The organism is Akkermansia muciniphila, from assembly GCF_040616545.1.
GTDB lineage: Bacteria > Verrucomicrobiota > Verrucomicrobiia > Verrucomicrobiales > Akkermansiaceae > Akkermansia > Akkermansia muciniphila_E.
Genome location: NZ_CP156688.1, coordinates 1,290,288 through 1,305,602, shown reverse-complemented (window position 1 = coordinate 1,305,602; position 15,315 = coordinate 1,290,288). Strand labels below are relative to the sequence as shown.

The 15,315-nt window shown below is 59.8% G+C and carries 11 protein-coding genes; 5 read left to right on the top strand and 6 right to left on the bottom strand.

The features are described from left to right. Positions 1-5 precede the first annotated feature (5 nt). The 3 genes from nagA (at position 6) to ABGM91_RS05310 (ending at position 2,905) form a co-directional block, all read left to right on the top strand. Positions 6-1,151, top strand: a complete 1,146-nt coding sequence (gene nagA, locus ABGM91_RS05320) for an N-acetylglucosamine-6-phosphate deacetylase (protein ID WP_354834352.1) — start codon at positions 6-8, stop codon at positions 1,149-1,151. A gap of 86 nt (positions 1,152-1,237) precedes the next feature. Further along, entirely contained in the window at positions 1,238-2,278 is a 1,041-nt protein-coding gene (locus ABGM91_RS05315; protein ID WP_354834349.1) for a biotin/lipoyl-containing protein, read from the top strand. A 63-nt stretch (positions 2,279-2,341) separates the two neighbouring features. Continuing rightward, on the top strand, positions 2,342-2,905 hold the full coding sequence (locus ABGM91_RS05310; RefSeq protein ID WP_354834346.1) for a DJ-1 family glyoxalase III: 564 nt from the start codon (positions 2,342-2,344) through the stop codon (positions 2,903-2,905). 94 nt (positions 2,906-2,999) lie between these two features. Here the strand turns inward: ABGM91_RS05310 and ABGM91_RS05305 are convergent, their stop codons facing one another. The 4 genes from ABGM91_RS05305 to ABGM91_RS05290 form a co-directional block, all read right to left on the bottom strand. Further along, a complete protein-coding gene (locus ABGM91_RS05305) occupies positions 3,000-4,076 on the bottom strand; it encodes a glycosyltransferase (protein WP_354834343.1) in 1,077 nt (358 codons plus the stop codon). Continuing rightward, entirely contained in the window at positions 4,073-5,158 is a 1,086-nt protein-coding gene (locus ABGM91_RS05300; protein WP_354834340.1) for a glycosyltransferase family 2 protein, read from the bottom strand. The genes ABGM91_RS05305 and ABGM91_RS05300 overlap by 4 nt, the downstream gene beginning before the upstream one ends. A gap of 162 nt (positions 5,159-5,320) precedes the next feature. Next, positions 5,321-6,415 carry a glycosyltransferase family 2 protein gene (locus ABGM91_RS05295; protein ID WP_354834337.1) on the bottom strand — a complete coding sequence of 365 codons (1,095 nt, stop codon included), beginning with the start codon at positions 6,413-6,415 and terminating at the stop codon, positions 5,321-5,323. A gap of 10 nt (positions 6,416-6,425) precedes the next feature. Beyond that, a complete protein-coding gene (locus ABGM91_RS05290) occupies positions 6,426-7,523 on the bottom strand; it encodes a glycosyltransferase (RefSeq protein WP_354834334.1) in 1,098 nt (365 codons plus the stop codon). A gap of 345 nt (positions 7,524-7,868) precedes the next feature. Between ABGM91_RS05290 and ABGM91_RS05285 the strand changes: the two genes are divergently transcribed. Together ABGM91_RS05285 and ABGM91_RS05280 are read left to right on the top strand one after the other, a co-directional pair. Beyond that, a complete protein-coding gene (locus ABGM91_RS05285) occupies positions 7,869-8,930 on the top strand; it encodes a glycosyltransferase family 8 protein (RefSeq protein WP_354834331.1) in 1,062 nt (353 codons plus the stop codon). 14 nt (positions 8,931-8,944) lie between these two features. Further along, positions 8,945-10,051 (top strand): glycosyltransferase family 8 protein, encoded by a 1,107-nt coding sequence (locus ABGM91_RS05280; RefSeq protein WP_354834328.1) that lies wholly within the window; start codon positions 8,945-8,947, stop codon positions 10,049-10,051. 49 nt (positions 10,052-10,100) lie between these two features. Here the strand turns inward: ABGM91_RS05280 and ABGM91_RS05275 are convergent, their stop codons facing one another. Together ABGM91_RS05275 and ABGM91_RS05270 are read right to left on the bottom strand one after the other, a co-directional pair. Then, positions 10,101-13,814, bottom strand: a complete 3,714-nt coding sequence (locus ABGM91_RS05275) for a VIT domain-containing protein (protein ID WP_354834325.1) — start codon at positions 13,812-13,814, stop codon at positions 10,101-10,103. A gap of 165 nt (positions 13,815-13,979) precedes the next feature. Beyond that, positions 13,980-15,275, bottom strand: coding sequence for a hypothetical protein (locus tag ABGM91_RS05270; protein WP_354834322.1), 1,296 nt, complete (start codon positions 15,273-15,275; stop codon positions 13,980-13,982). Between the last annotated feature and the right edge of the window lie 40 nt (positions 15,276-15,315).

Sequence of the window (15,315 nt, the reverse complement as noted above, 5' to 3'; positions counted from 1 at the left end):
ATTTTATGAAAACACTCATTAAAAACGCACGCATCATCTCCCCCGGCATTGACCTGCCCGGGGCTGCCGTGGAAATCGAAGGCAAGACCATCACCGCCGTCTACCCCGCCGGGAGCGAGCTCCCCGCCGCGGACAAGGTGGTGGACGCGGAAGGGAAAATGCTCCTTCCCGGTTTTATTGACATCCACAGCCACGGCGCCGGCGGTTGCGACACCTGTGACGCCAAGCTGGAAAGCCTTCGCACCATTGCGGAATGCAAGATGAAGGAAGGCGTCACCTCCTGGCTGCCCACCACGCTCACGCTGTCTCCCAAGGTACTGGAAGACGTGTGCGCCTCCGTGGCGGAATACATGAAGAACCAGGAGTTCGCCAAGACGCCCGGCATCCACCTGGAAGGGCCGTTCATCAATCCCAAGTGCTGCGGCGCCCAGAACCCCGCCTTCGTGCGCCAGCCGGATTATGATGAAGTAGCCAACCTGGACTCCATTGCCAAGGTTCTGCTGGTCTCCCTGGCGCCGGAAATGCCCGGAGCCGTGGAATTCATTGAAAAGGCCACCGCCAACGGCATCCGCTGCTCCGCGGGCCACAGTGCCGCCACCCATGCGGACTTCAACAAGGCCAAATCCGCGGGCCTCGTGCACCTGACCCACTACTGCAACCAGATGTCTCCCCTGCACCACCGTGAAATCGGCCTGGTGGGCTCCGGCCTGCTGGACAGGGAAATCAAGATTGAAATCATCTGCGACACCATCCACCTCTGCGCGGACATGCTCAAGACCGTGTTCAAGAACAAGGAAACGGACCAGATGATGATTACGGACTCCCTGGCCTGCTCCTGGATGCCGGACGGCCCCGGGGACCTGGGCGGCCTGCCCATCATCGTGAAAGACGGCGTGGCGCGCCTTCAGGAATCCGGCGCCCTGGCCGGCAGCACCCTCAAATACGCCCACGGCCTGAAAAACGTGCACCGCCTGACCGGCAAGCCCCTCAGCGAACTGGTGAAGGCCACCTCCTGGAACCAGGCGCAGTCCCTGGGCCTGGAAGGCCTGGGCAAGATCGCCCCCGGCTTCACCGCTGACATGGTTCTGCTGGACGATGACTTCAACACCTCCCGGGTGTTCATCGACGGCGTGGAAAAATACAGCGCGTAACCGCGCAGCCGCGCGCCGGACGGGGCGGAACCCCTCCGGCGCGCCATCCCCCCCTTACCGTATTCCAACGTTCAACATTCACCTCCATGGCTATTACCATTGAAATGCCCCGCCTGTCCGACTCCATGCATGAAGGCATCGTCCTGAGATGGGTCAAAAAGATAGGAGACTTCGTAGAAGTCGGCGACCATTTGGCCGACATTGAGACGGACAAGGCCCACGTGGAGCTCCAGGCATGCGAGGACGGAACCCTGACGGAAATCCTGGTGCCGGAAGGCGGTTCCGCCGCCGTGGGCGCGCCCATTGCGCTGCTTCAGTCGGAATTCGGCGCGGCCTCCTGCGACTGCCCGCCGTGCCCTCCCGTCAAATGCAGTCCGCTGGCCGCCAAACTGGCCGCGGAAGCAGGGCTGAATCCCGGTACCCTGAAAGGCACCGGCCCGCACGGCAAAATCATGGCCGCGGACGTGCGCGCCGCCATACGCCCCGCAAGCGGCCCGGCCCGCCGGGTGCAGACCCCGCTGGCACCCAGGGATACGCGCCACGCCACACGCGTGGACAACTTCTACCTGTACTCCCTGGAGGCCAATATGGCCTATTTGGCCGCCATCAGCACGCCCATCGCCGTCCAGTGTGAAAAACTCATCGGCGGCCGCTACAGCCTCTTTGACTACGTGGTGCGCGCTGCGGTGAAAGCGTGCATCAGCGAGCCGGAATGGCTGGCGGGAGACGCCGCAGCGGAACTGCTCATGGTGCTGGACAAGGGAGAAAAATACGTCTTCATTGAAAACGCCTCCGGTAAGACGATTTACAACATCGCCATGGAACGGCTGGCCGCCCCTGCCGCAGGACCGCCCCCCACGGGCAGCATTTCCCCGAACATTCTGCTCTGCGACAGCGGCGTGAACGTGGAAGCACAGCGCACCGTGCTCCCGGAAATGCCCCACAGCATCATCAGCATCGGCGGCACCACGCCCAAGACGGGCATAGAAGCGGGACGTCCCGTCTCCAAGCTCATCCTTCCCGTCACGCTGTACGTGAACGCCAACATCCTGCCGGAATGCAAGGCGTCCAAGATCGCCGCAGAATTCAAGACCCTGCTGGAAAATCCGGTCCTGCTTCTCCTGTAGGGCTGCTGGCATTCTGCCCCCTTTTCCTTGAACGTTCCATTCCCTCCCCTTGTCTCATTAACCATGAAAAAAGTCGCCATTCTTGCCGCCCCCGGATTTGAAGAAATAGAACTCATGGCCCCGCTGGACATTCTGCGCCGCCTGAACTTTGACGTGCAGCTGGCCGGCGTGCAGTCTGACAAGGTGGTCAGCACCCATGACGTGACCGTCACCACGGACACCATGCTGGACAAGCTTCATGCGGACAAGCTGGACGCCCTGATTCTGCCCGGCGGCGCAGGCGCCTGGGTGCTCCGTGATACGCCGGAAGTCATCCATCTGGTCAAGAAGATGCATGCCGCGGGCAAGCTGGTGGCCGCCATCTGCGCCGCCCCCATCGTCCTGGCGAAAGCCGGCCTGGTCAAGGACAAGAATGTCACGGCCTACCCGGCCCAGGACGTCTACCGGGAACTCAACGAAGCCGGAGCCCACATCGTCAAGGATGAAAACGTGGTTTTGGACGGCAACATGCTTACCGCCAACGGCCCCGGAGCCGCCATGCTCTTCGGCTACTGCATCGGGGAATACCTGGGAGAAGACCTCCAGGTGGCCCAGCTCAAGGAGCAGATGTGCTATATGGGCGTGTAAAAGCCGTAATTACCGGACCGGGATGCCTCCTGCCGCGGTTGCGCGCCTCCGATCAAAATTCCTTTTCCGGAAAAGGGCAGAAGTTCTCTTCGCCTTATTCCATAAGATGCCGTTTCAAGGCATAATAAGCCCCCCGGCGCCCTTTGCGGGATGACATCAGGCGGCAATGCAGGGAAGAAAGGAAATTGCCCTGAAGGGGGTAGTCCAGCAGCAGACGGCAGAACGCCTGGTCCCACCTGTCCAGTTGGCTGAGGGTTTTCTCCGCGCCCACCAGTTCCAGCCACTTTTTCCATCCGGAAAGGAGGACTTCCCGTTCTTCCCGTGAGGCCTTGAAGAAGGCGCCCTCCTTCATGATGAAGTGCCTGCGGATGAATTCCATGTAGTAGTCCACCAGACCGAAGAGCGCCGCAGAATCAAGCAATCCATGCCGTTCCCAGAAACGGGCTACCCGGTCCATGCCCATCAGGTCCATGCGGAAATCCCCCAGCAGCAGGTCCCTTCCATACGTGGCGGAGCCGGGCCGTTCCCTCCGGTAATGGTAAAAACGGTCCGACAAGGTCCGGAGCCGGGGGGCAAAGGGCAGCAGCATCAACAGGAAGGCCAGGTCCTCCCCTTCCTTCAGCCCCTCTACAAACCGGAGGCCATGCTCTTCCACCAGGCTTCTGCGGACCAGCTTGTTGTACACGGGACCCACGCACCGGCACCAGGCGGAACCGCGGCGGAATTGCTCTACCCGTTCCTCCGGATAAAATTCATCATCCGGGGACCAGCCGCCCTCATGGACGACCACACCGCCTTTTTCCACGAATTCCCGGCAACCGCACACCACAACGTCCGCATCATTCTTTTCAGCGGCGCCCAGCAGGCGCGAGAACATCCTCCGGTCCACCCGGTCATCCGGGTCCACAAAGCCCACGTATTTTCCCTCCGCGGCATCCAGCCCGGCATTCCTGGCCGCGGACACCCCGGCGTTGGACTGGCTGATGATCCGGAGGCGATTGTCTTTTTCCCGCCACAAGTACAGACGCTCCAGCGTCCCGTCCGTGGAACCGTCGTCCACGCAAATGATTTCCATGGGGGCCAGCGTCTGTTCCGCCAGACCGGACATGCATTCGTCCACGTAAGGTTCTACATTGTAACAGGGAACGATGACGGAAACGGCGGTTTTCATGATAATCCGGATAACAGGAGCTTAAGGCGGTGGTACCGCCCTTTTCTTCCGCTGCATGCCGACATCAGGGTACTGTGAAGACGCGCGCCGGGACCGAGCTTTACCGGTTCCGCACCCAGCAGGCGGCAGAATGCGCGGTCCCACTTGTTCAGGCCTGCAAAGCCGGGACCGATTTCCACGCCTTTCAACCATTTGCGGTAACGCGCCGCCAGTCCCCGGCGTTCCTCTTCATCCAGCCGCCGGAAGATTTCCTCTGCGGAGGTGACGTGAGCCAGCAGATAACGCTTCATAATATGGGCCAGCCAGCCCTGCCTGACGGCAGATTCCAGCCAGCCGATTTTTTCCCAGTAGGCCGTCACATATTCCAGACGGTCCATGTTCATGGAGTAAAACCATCCGTCCCGGTCCCAGACGTCGGAAAGGGACCCGGCCCTTTTCCTGCGGTAAAAGTACAGTTGATCCGGAATGACGGCCAGGCGGGAGGCGTGAGGGAGCGTCATCAACCAGAATACGTCATCTTCCCCGCCCTTGAACGAAAGTTCAAACCGGAACCCGAGACTTTCCAGGAATTCTCTCTTGTACAGTTTGTTCCAGGCAACCACGTCCATTCTTTTCCAGACAGCATCTTCTTGGAATACGCTCGCGCGCGCATTCTCCTCCACTCCGCATGACGGGGAATGAGAGCATTCTTCCAGTACTTTTCCATCACCATCGGAAAAACTGACGTAACCGCAGGCCGTCACCTGCGCCTCATGCTTGCGGGCTTCCTCCACCAGACAGGCATACATGGAAATATCCACGTAGTCGTCCGGGTCTATAAAGCCGATGTATTCGCCCGTCGCTGCATCTATCCCGGTATTGCGAGCCGCGGAAAGACCTCCGTTTTCCCGGTCAATCACCCGGATGCGGACGTCCTTTTCAGCCCATCCGCGCAGTACGGCTGGCGTATCGTCCGTGGAGCCGTCGTTGACGCAGATGATTTCCAGGTCTTCCCAGGTCTGCCGGACCAGGCTTTCCAGGCATTCATCCAGATAGGGAGCAACGTTGTAGCAGGGTAAAATAATGGAAACAGTACCATTCATAGAGGAATCAGGAGTATCATTCAGTTTTTCATGGGAAAAACCAGCGGAAACCATGGTTCATGATGTCCGCGCCTTTTCCCGCAACGGCTATCCTACTTCAATACGGATGTTCCCGCAAGCCCCAACGGTGCGCAGAAGGTTAAGAACCAGTCCGCCGGAAATCTATTTCCCACCGCCGCAAGAGGAAAGCTTCCCTTTAAGCCTGTAGTAACGTCCCCGCCGGCCGCGGCAGCGGGAGAGAAGCTTCCACCACGCACGGGACAGGAATCCGGGATGTTCCGGCGGAGAGGCCAGCACCCGGCACAGCGCAAAGTCCCACTTGCCGAGAGTCCGGAACGCCTCCGCCTTCCCCGCCAGGGCAAACCATTGCCGGCATTTGCCGCGCAGACGCCCCCATTCCTCCTCACTCAACTGCGGCAGGGGCTGCCCCGGATTCAGCAGCCGGACCAGAAGATAATGCCTCAGGGCCCGGAGTACCCAGCCGCGCTCCAGGCCGGATTCCAGCCAGCCGCATTTTTTCCAATACTCCGTGGCATGCAGCAGCCGTTCCGCCACCAGCAGGAGGGGACGTTCCTGCGCTTCCAGCATCTGGGAGACGGAGCCGCGCCTCTGGCGGCGGTACCAGTACAAGCGGTCCGGTATCACGGCCAGGCACGTGGCATGGGCCAGCACCATCAGCCAGAGGACGTCGTCCTCCATGGATCTGAAAGAAGTTTCAAAACGGAGACCGTGCCGGTCCAGAAAATCCCTCCGGTACAGCTTGTTGCATGTCACCACGTCCATCCGCTCCCAGACGGAGTTCGTTCGCATCACGTCTGACTGCACCCCCTTGTCCACGCCCGGAGCCGGAGACCAGCTCAATTCCTCCAGCACGGAACCGTCTCCGTCGGAAAAGCTGGTATAACCGCAGGCCGTCACATCAGCGCCATTCCTGCGGGCTTCCTCCACCAGGCGGGCAAACATGGAAGGTTCCACATAGTCGTCCGGATCCACAAAGCCCATGTATTCACCCCCGGCCATATCCATGCCGAGGTTCCGCGCTGACGCCTGCCCTCCGTTTTCACGGTGAATGACGCGGATGCGGTCCTCCTTTTCCGCCCACGCGTCCAAAAGAGCCGGGGTCACGTCCGTAGAACCGTCATTCACGCAGATGATTTCAATATTCCGCAAGCTCTGGTTCACCAGGCTGTCCAGGCAGGCCTCCACATACGGGGCCACATTGTAACAGGGAACAATAATGGAAACGGAAACGGACATGGTGCATCAGCTATGGGTTTTTACCTCCGCAGGAAGCCAGAAGCAGACGGAGAGCGTAATAGCGGCCGCGGCGCCCTTTGCGGAGGGAAAGGCGTTTCCACCAGATGCGGGACAGCAGGCCGGGACGTTCCGCAGGCCGTTCCAGCAGGCGGCAGAAGGCTGTTTCCCACTTGTCAAGACCCTGCAACCGCTCCGTGCCTCCCACCAGGGAGAACCATTCCCGGAACTGGCCGTGCAGCTGCGCCCATTCCTCCGCAGCCAGGCGGGGGAGCGGCTTGTGCGCAGGCACCAGATGGACAAGCAGGTAGTACCAGAGGGCATGCAGAACCCAGCCGCGTTCCAGGCCGGATTCCAGCCAGCCGCATTTTTTCCAGTAGGCGGTGGCATGGAGAAGACGGTCCGCAACGAGGGGCAACGGGCATCCCTCTTCCTCCCATGCCAGGGAGATGGCGCCCTCCCTCTGGCGGCGGTACCAGTATAATTGATCAGGAATCACGGCCAGCCGGGTGGCGTGGGCCAGCACCATCAGCCAGAAGGCATCATCCTCGCCCTGCCGGAAGCGGGGTTCAAAGCGAAGGCCGTACCTTTCCAGAAATTCCCGCTTGTACAGCTTGTTCCAGGCCACGGCGGCCATCCTTCTCCACACGGCATTTTCCTGAAAAACGCATGACTGCACCTCTTCCTCCACTCCCTCTTCCGGAGACAGGCTCCATTTTTCCAGCACGGAACCGTCCTGATCGGAAAAGCCGGTATAGCCGCAGGCCGTGACGTCAGCGCCATGCCTTCGGGCCTCCTCCAGCAGCCGGGCATACATGGAATGCTCCACATAATCGTCCGGATCCACAAAGCCGATGTATTCGCCGGAAGCCAATTCCATGCCGGTATTGCGCGCCGCGGACAATCCGCCGTTTTCCCGGTCCACCACCCGGATGCGGCCATCCCTTTCAGCCCACGCGCGGAGGATGGCGGGCGTGCCGTCCACAGAGCCGTCATTCACGCAGATGATTTCAATGTCCTCCAGCGTCTGGCTGGCCAGGCTTTCCATGCAGGCATCCAGGTAGGGAGCCACATTATAACAGGGAAGAATGATGGAAACAGCCGCGCTCATACCAGGAAATTCCTATGTAACCGGATTTCAAATCCGAAGTCAATTCAAACAGCCGCATTTGAAAGTATCTAGACATAACCGGATGTGCCCCATAGCGCAACGTGGTTTGACAGGACAGTGCCCCTGGATTTTCCCGGCTCCTTTTATTTCCTTGGGTTTCACGTTTTCACTCCGGAGAGCTACTCCCTCCGGATTTGAAATCCGTATGATGGCCGGACGTAATAGGGGCGTTTTCACCGCGGAAGTATCCCATGCCGGGAATACCGGGTCAGGAACGTCCATTTCCCTCCTTTCTTCATGACCTGTTGAATTCTTCCCATGCCGGCTGCACCCCCCTTATCCAGCATGAAGGGACCTCCCGTTTCCGTCATGTTTGCCGTCACTCCCTCCTGGCTTATCCCGCTGGCCGTAGCCATCCGTTCCCTTTGCCTGCATTCCAGCCCGCACCGGAATTATGAACTTCACATCGTCCACCAGGGGTTGGAGAAACGGCAGATGAAAGAACTGGAAAAAGCCGTTTCCGGTTATCCCCACGTTTCACTGGGATTCTCCATGCTTCCGGAAAAACTGCTCCGCATTCTGAATGGCAGGGATTGCGGACGCTTTTCTCCCCTTACGTACGGGCGCCTGCTGGCAGCGGACCTGTTCCCCAGGTGTGACAGGCTGGTATATCTGGACGTAGATGTTCTGCTGAATGGAGATGTGGCCGAACTTTACGGGGCGGACCTGCAGGGCGCGCCGGTAGGCGCCGTCCGGGACTGCGCCGTCCTGGAAAGCATGGGAACGGGCCAGCTTCCGGCCCATCTGGAATGCATCAGCGGCATGGGGGTGGCTTCCGCCCGCCTGTACTGCAATGCCGGAGTGATGGTGATGGACCTGCGGAAAATGAGGGAAGAGGAGACGGAAGACAGGCTGCTGGGGCTGCTTGAGTCCCGTCCGGAGCCCTTCCCGTATGGCGACCAGGATATTATCAACATCGCCCTTCACGGGCGCATCACTCCGCTGCCCATCAACTGGAATTACCACTTCCAGTTTGAACTGCACCACGCGGGCATGGCGGAGCTTGTCTCCGGCACCGAGTTCGAGGAGGCCCCTTTCCTGTTTGAAACCCGTTCCTGGAAGCTCTTCCATCTGGTTGGCGATTACAAGCCGTGGCTGCCGCCGGACATGGAGAAAACCTACCACCGCCTGTACCTCGCGCTCTGGTGGCCGGTCGCCCGGCAAACCCCGGCTTTCCGCCGTGAACTGCGCGCACTGTACCGGCAATTCACGCACGCCCTCCGCTCCCGCCTGCGCCACCACCAGTGGAGCCTCCCCTTTTCCCCGGGCCGGAAGTTCCGGAAACGCCGGGAAAAAATCAAAGCCCTTCAGCGCCGGCTGGCAGTTTTCGACGGCCTGTGGCCATAACCCCTTTTAACACCATGTCCACCTCCACCCTTCCCTCCTCCATGCCGGACACAGTTTCCGGCCCTCCCGCCGGACAGGCTCCCGTGGCCGTCATGTTCGCCGTCACCTCCGCATGGACCATGTGCCTGGCCGTCACCCTGCATTCCCTGGCGCGCCACTCCAGCCCGCACCGGAGCTATGAACTATGGGTAGTGCACGACGGGCTGGAGGAAGAGCATATGGAGGGACTTCAAAACGCCGTTTCCGGTTATCCCAACGTGGCCCTTCAGTTCATGACCATTCCCGGCAAACTGGAGCAAATGCTCCATGACCGGGATGTCCGGCGGTTCTCCGCCCTGGCTTACGCGCGCCTGCTGGCTCCCAGCCTGTTCCCCCGGCATGCCCGCATGGTCTATCTGGATGCGGATACCGTCCTGTACGCAGACGCAGCGGAGCTTTATGATGCGGACCTCCACGGCGCCCCCCTGGGCGCCATACGGGATACGGCCGTGCTGAGCAGCCTGGTAGCAGGCTATCCCCGGCGCCAGCTCCGGAAGCTCCAGCCCCTGGGCCTGCACGATCCATTCCATTATTTCAATTCCGGCGTGCTGGTCCTGGACCTGGGCCGCATGAGGGAGGAAGATGCGGAATCCCGCCTGATCCGCTTCATTGAAGAACATAATGAAATGCTGGAACATCCGGACCAGGATGCCTTGAACATCGTCTTCCACCGGCAGATTTCCCCGCTGCCCATTGAATGGAATTACCATTTCCAGTTTGAACTGGAAAAAGACGGGCTTGAGGAAGCCATCGCAGGTACGGAATTTGCGGGAGTCTCGGGCATTCACGCCCTGCGGGCCTGGAAGCTATTCCACATGATCGGCGCCAAAAAGCCGTGGCTGTTTCCTGAAAAGTCTGAGGAGTACATCATGTCCGCGGCCGTCTGGTGGAAACCGGCCATGGAGACCGCAGCCCTTCAGCCCCATTTATCCCAACTGCTGGCGGAATTCACGCAGTGGACGCGGCGCCAGCTCCGCCATAATCAATGGCACCTGCCGTTCTCGTTCGGCAAAAGCTTCCGGAAGCGCAGGGCCAGAATCAATCTGCTGAAGCGCCTGTTGCGCATTTTTGAAGAAGCGTAATCCCGCGCCTGGCAGCGGGAGCCCTTTCTTCAAGGGCTCCCTGTGGCCGTTACTCCGGCAGTTTAATGATCTCCCCCGTTTTCGGCTCCCGGTCCTTCAGGAAGGGATTCAGGCGGATGACCTCTCCCGCACGCTTCCCATCCTTCAATTGGCTCTCAGCAATGGACGCCCGGGTTTCCCCGGCTTTCACCTGGTAATCCCGCACGCCATTTTCCCGTAGAGCCTGTCCGTACTCCACTTTCCCGATGTCCACTACCTGCTTCCTGTCATTCAGGCGGAACATCAGCGTTTTCCGCTTTTCCTGCGGACGGGCATAGTCCGTGTACACTTCCGCATACAGGGTCACGGGGGCCAGCATTTTCTGGGACCGGGTTCCATAGTAGTGCGTCTGAATCAGGTAGGGACCGGGAAGAGCCTTGCGCACCAGGTATTCTTCCGGGCCGTAGCCCTCCGTCACGTCACGGGACAAATGGCCTCCGTGAGTGGTCAGCTGATGCCTGTAATAGCATTTCTCTCCGGTGATGTCCGTGACCCAAAGGTCCATGTCAGACGCGTCCGTGTCCCAGTTGATGACCACGCGCAGATCAGCTTCCACCGGCTGGAGAAAAGCCGGGTCCAGCCCTCCGGTATCAAGCTCCGCTCCTGCCGCCCTGCTCCGGCTAACGAGCCGGTTCAGTTCCACCAGCACAATTTGATCCACTCCGGTAAAGCGGCTGGACATCCGGCGTTCCAGCAACTCCCGGTACATGCCGAATGCCTTCCGGGCTTCTCCCAGTTCATCCAGCACCAGCGCCAGATCCCGGTAAGACTGGGGTTCCTCCGGAAACAGGGTTTTTACGGTTTCAAAAATGAACCTGGCCTGGCGGAGTTCCCCCATGTACCGCAGCTTGTAGCCCAGCATCCGCAGCAGGGAACGGTTTTCCAGTTCCAGCTCCGCCAGGTTGGACAGGATCTGGACGGCCAGCGCCTTGTCCCCCTTCCCGGCAAACCAGTCCGCGCAGTCCATGTAAAATCCGGGGCTTTCCCCGTACTCCTCCTTAAGCTTCATGTAAACCGCAAAAGGACGGTCAGCCGCCTCCAGAGCGGCCAGATACGGAGCCTTGGAGTCCCACGCCTTCACGTTTATCACGGGAGAAGAACCGGCGTCCCGTTCCCGGGCCTTTGAGCCATTGAAAGATTCTCCCCCTCCCAGAAACAGGGACCCTACCATGCCTTGCCTTTCCAGAGCGGGATTCTCGTTCCCCAGCAGATCCGGGGAGGCGAAATCCGGAGAACTCCCGGCTTCCTCATTAAAACTTCCGGACGCCCTGATGGCAGCACCGGAATCTCCGGATATATTGTTACCTTGAACTATAATAGGCGCTGGGGCGGACTGCCCCGAATTTTCATCCCCCGGGGAGGACTGGGCCGGACGCTCCCAGAGGGAATCAACTTCCGCCAGCATGGCGCTCCTGCTTTCATCACAAGCCGCGGAGTAGTAGGCAGTTTTTCTGCGGTTGACGGTCTCCGCACCCCTCCTGGCCGCAACATTTCCCGGGTCTTCTTCCAATATCCTGTTAAACAGGAGAAGGGCCTTGCCGTAATCCCCCAGGTCATAAAAGCCGTAGGCCAGACGGAGGCTCCCCGCTATGTCCGCGGGCTCCCGGTCCAATTCCCTGTTCAAGTTTGCCCTCGCCTCAGTCAATTCCCCGTCACGGGCAACTTTTTCCCCCGCGGCTTTTTCAGCCCGCGCTTCTTTTTCCCGGAGGCGCTTTTCCATGACCGCGACGCCCCTCAGGGCCGTCCGGTTATTGCGCTCTTCCTTCAGTATTTTCCGGTAAATCTCCAGCGCCTCCCGGTCGTTGCCCCGGCACGTATGAATCAAGGCCTGTTTCAACCGGTCATCTTTCAGGATGCTTTCCATCTCTTCCGCATTGAAAAATTTCTTCCCGTACCATTCCTGCGTCTTTTTCCAGGAAGCAAGGCAGGCCTTCAGGCGGTTTAATTTTGCGGTCTCTTCAGCCATGTCCTCCCTTTGGCTGCGTTTCAGCATCCTCCGGTCATATTCCGAGCGCAGTTCAGGAGCGGAAGCGGGAGGGCGCACGCCGTATTTCAGGTATTGGTCCAGGGAGTCCAGCACCAGCAGGGAGGTGCCGGGCGTCACGATTCCGTATTCCATCCCCAGTTTCCCGACAGCTTCATCCCTGGCGGCGGAGGGGGCCTGGCAGAGGAGTTCCCGGAGCCTTGCCTGGGCATACAAGGCCTTCAGCATGGTTCCCGGCTCCGCTCCGGAGGCGTCCACCTCCACGGGAATGTCCACTCCGGCGACCTCCGCCGTCCCGCGGTAGGAACCCGGCTCCAGTTCCGCCAGCAGAAGAATGGAATCCGACGGCATTCCGGGGGCTTCATACCTTGAAAACGCTCCCCAGGGCATGTTTCCCCCGTCAGCGTAACGGATGGCCGCTTCCCCCCTGGCGACGCGCTCCACCGCCTGCTCCGCCGTTTGGCTGGTCAGGTCAATCACGGGGATGCCTATCCGCGCGAACGTATTAGCATCCTGGCGCGGAGTCACCATCAGGGCAAAAGTGTTAGCGGAGCTGGCCGCCCGCTTTTCCGGCACGGGGCTGAAATTGGCAAAACCATCGCTGACAACCAGGCAGTCCCGGGCACGGGAACCGGCGGCCAGCCTTTCCTGAACGGCGCTCCAGTCACAGGTGGCCCCGTCATAGTCCAGAGCCAGCAATTCGCGGGCCAGTTCGTCCATGTTGTCCGGAGTAACCGCAAACGTTTTTGAAGGCATGATCCGGTCCCGGAAGACAGTCAGGCTGATGCGGATTTGCTGCCCCGGGGTTCTGCCGCAAGCAAGGTAGCGTTTCAGAAAATCCAGGAATTTCCGGACATCCGCCCCTTTCATGGAACCGGAAGCGTCCCAAACCAGCTCTATCGCGGGCGCGGCTTCCACGGCGTTCTTTTTGTCCGCCCGCACAGGCCGGGGAATAATCACGGCGGCATAATCCCTGCCTTCAGAAGATTCCACGAATACCCGCGCGGCCCCGGCCTCTTTACCCTCCGCACGCGGCAGGGAGATGAACAGGTCTTCCGTCAGGGAGAGGCCGTTCCACTCCTTTTCCGCCAGAAAGGCACGGCGCCAGCCCTTGAATTCCACGTTGTCCAGCGGGGAGGAAACCACGACGGGCCTCCGGCTGCCGAATACCTCCACCCTTAGTTTGAGGGAGTCCAGCTTTTCCTTGAAATTCATCGGAAGCCGGAGAGTGGGGACGCCTCCGGCATCTACGGGAAGGACGGCGGAATAACGCAGCCGCACGGTGCGCGTGCCTCCCGCAGGGATGGGATACACGCGCGTCTTGAACATGTTGCCGCCGGACCATTCCACCAGTCCGGGATCAACCTGTTTGCGTACTTCCTCTTCAAACGCCACGCGCGCCTTCTGCCTGGGCACGGGCACGCCGTCCACCATGCGGCCGTTGATGTCCAAAGCATAACCCTGCACGGTGGCACCGGAGGGAAGCGGACATGTCAATTCCCCCTCCATCACGCGGGTGTTGGGATTATGGAAAACCAGCGTCACTTCCGTTTCCGCCAGAAAATCCATCACGCGGGATTTGATTTCCGCCCGTGAAATGGAAACGGGCCGTTCCCCCTGGCGGCACTCCACTTTCATGAAGGGCGGGGGAAGAACGGTAGAACGCAGGGAAGCCGTTTGAGCCACGGAAACGCAGCAGGCAAGAATGCACAGGCAGAAAGAACACAGTAGTTTCATCATAGGGGGGGTTGGAGTTGGGAGGGAAAGGAAAAAGCAGGTTTTTCCAATCCCCGTCTTCCTAGCATAAGAAAAAAGACGTGGCAAGCTATTTGTTATAAACGGCTCCCGCATGTTAATCGCCAGGGTGTTGCTGCCCCGTAATTAAAGGAGCCCTCTCTTCCCCGTTCAGAAATGGAACCTGACGGCGGCAAACCAGGTCCAGCCGCTGAAGCACCTGGCGCCTTCCGGCGCGCCGCTGGTCGTCGTGTATTCGCCCCCTGCCATCAATTTCAGCATGTCCGGGTCTTCCGGGAAAAAGTAATAATTCAGGCCCAAGTAAAAAGAATTCATCGTGCTGACCCATTTGGGATACGTGGTCACCGCAGGAATATAACGGGCGTACATTTTCACGGCGTCACGCCCATGGGAGAGCTGGTAGCGAAACACGCCTTCCAGATGAGGGGAAAACCTGTAGGAAGGCAATACCGCCAGGCCGTAAACATTTTCCCCCAGGGAGGTCCCCACCACGCGGAAGCCGGACATTAGCTCCGTCACCATGGAAAATTTCCCGCGGGACATGACCCAGTCCACCGCCGCCACATCCCGGGCGCCAAGCCCGGAGTAATAGGAATCCTCCGGCAGGGGGCGCCCCGCGTAATGGGTGAAGTTGTGGGCATACGTCAGCCACACACGGCTTTTCTCCCCCGGCAGAAAGCCGCGAGCGTCCAGATGGACGGAGGCCTTGGCAAAGGCGTTATCCGCCGTATTAAACCTGATTTCATGCGCCAGGCTGTCGCTGGTGTCGTTCAGGAAGACGGAAGCCTCCCATCCTACGGGCACGTCCTGACGCGGATTTTCCAGCACAATGCCCCAACTGGAAATAGTCCCGAGCTGGTTGACCAGGCCGGACCGTTCCAGGGTCTTGAGTTCACTGGCCGTCTCCCGGAATTCCGCAGTCATTTTGGAGGTGATTTTTCCAACGCGCACGAAGAAGGAGGGGTTGACCTTGTATTTCAGGTAGAGTTCAAAGATGCTCCAGTCCGTCTTCGTCCTTCTCCAGCGGCCATCCTCCACCTTGTACATGCCGTCCAGCTCCCCTATGTTGGTCAGACTGTGCAGCGTCAGGCGGTTTTTGAAGAACACGGCTTCAAACCCTATCTGGAGCCGCCGCCATTCGTCTTCCCTGCCGTGCGATCCCTTGCGGAACCGGCTGGCTCCGGAAGGGGAAACCTGCGCCCCCTGGTACTGCCCCGTCAGCAGCAGCTTGAACTGGTTCAGGAATTCCGCGTCCTTGTTGTCGTAGAGATACGGCATTTTCTTCAGACGGGAGTACAGGCCGTCCTCAGCCGGATGGGAAGGAGCCCTTACGGAAGCGCCGGGGCCCGCAGGGCCGGACGCCTGCCATGCCGAACCTTCCGCCCAGGCAGAGCCGTGCCCCCCAGCCAGCGCGATCAGGAAAAAACAGCATACGCGGGCAAACATGTCTCATGAAAAGACACGTTCCGGGCCGGAACCTGTTGAA

Excerpts from the sequence above, each read along its gene's own strand:
- ABGM91_RS05290 (WP_354834334.1), bottom strand. The coding sequence starts at position 7,523 with ATGAGCGCGGCTGTTTCCATCATTCTTCCCTGTTATAATGTGGCTCCC.
- ABGM91_RS05270 (WP_354834322.1), bottom strand. The coding sequence starts at position 15,275 with ATGTTTGCCCGCGTATGCTGTTTTTTCCTGATCGCGCTGGCTGGGGGG.
- ABGM91_RS05280 (WP_354834328.1), top strand. The coding sequence starts at position 8,945 with ATGTCCACCTCCACCCTTCCCTCCTCCATGCCGGACACAGTTTCCGGC.
- ABGM91_RS05285 (WP_354834331.1), top strand. The coding sequence starts at position 7,869 with ATGAAGGGACCTCCCGTTTCCGTCATGTTTGCCGTCACTCCCTCCTGG.
- ABGM91_RS05305 (WP_354834343.1), bottom strand. The coding sequence starts at position 4,076 with ATGAAAACCGCCGTTTCCGTCATCGTTCCCTGTTACAATGTAGAACCT.
- ABGM91_RS05310 (WP_354834346.1), top strand. The coding sequence starts at position 2,342 with ATGAAAAAAGTCGCCATTCTTGCCGCCCCCGGATTTGAAGAAATAGAA.
- nagA (WP_354834352.1), top strand. The coding sequence starts at position 6 with ATGAAAACACTCATTAAAAACGCACGCATCATCTCCCCCGGCATTGAC.
- ABGM91_RS05300 (WP_354834340.1), bottom strand. The coding sequence starts at position 5,158 with ATGAATGGTACTGTTTCCATTATTTTACCCTGCTACAACGTTGCTCCC.
- ABGM91_RS05275 (WP_354834325.1), bottom strand. The coding sequence starts at position 13,814 with ATGATGAAACTACTGTGTTCTTTCTGCCTGTGCATTCTTGCCTGCTGC.
- ABGM91_RS05315 (WP_354834349.1), top strand. The coding sequence starts at position 1,238 with ATGGCTATTACCATTGAAATGCCCCGCCTGTCCGACTCCATGCATGAA.
- ABGM91_RS05295 (WP_354834337.1), bottom strand. The coding sequence starts at position 6,415 with ATGTCCGTTTCCGTTTCCATTATTGTTCCCTGTTACAATGTGGCCCCG.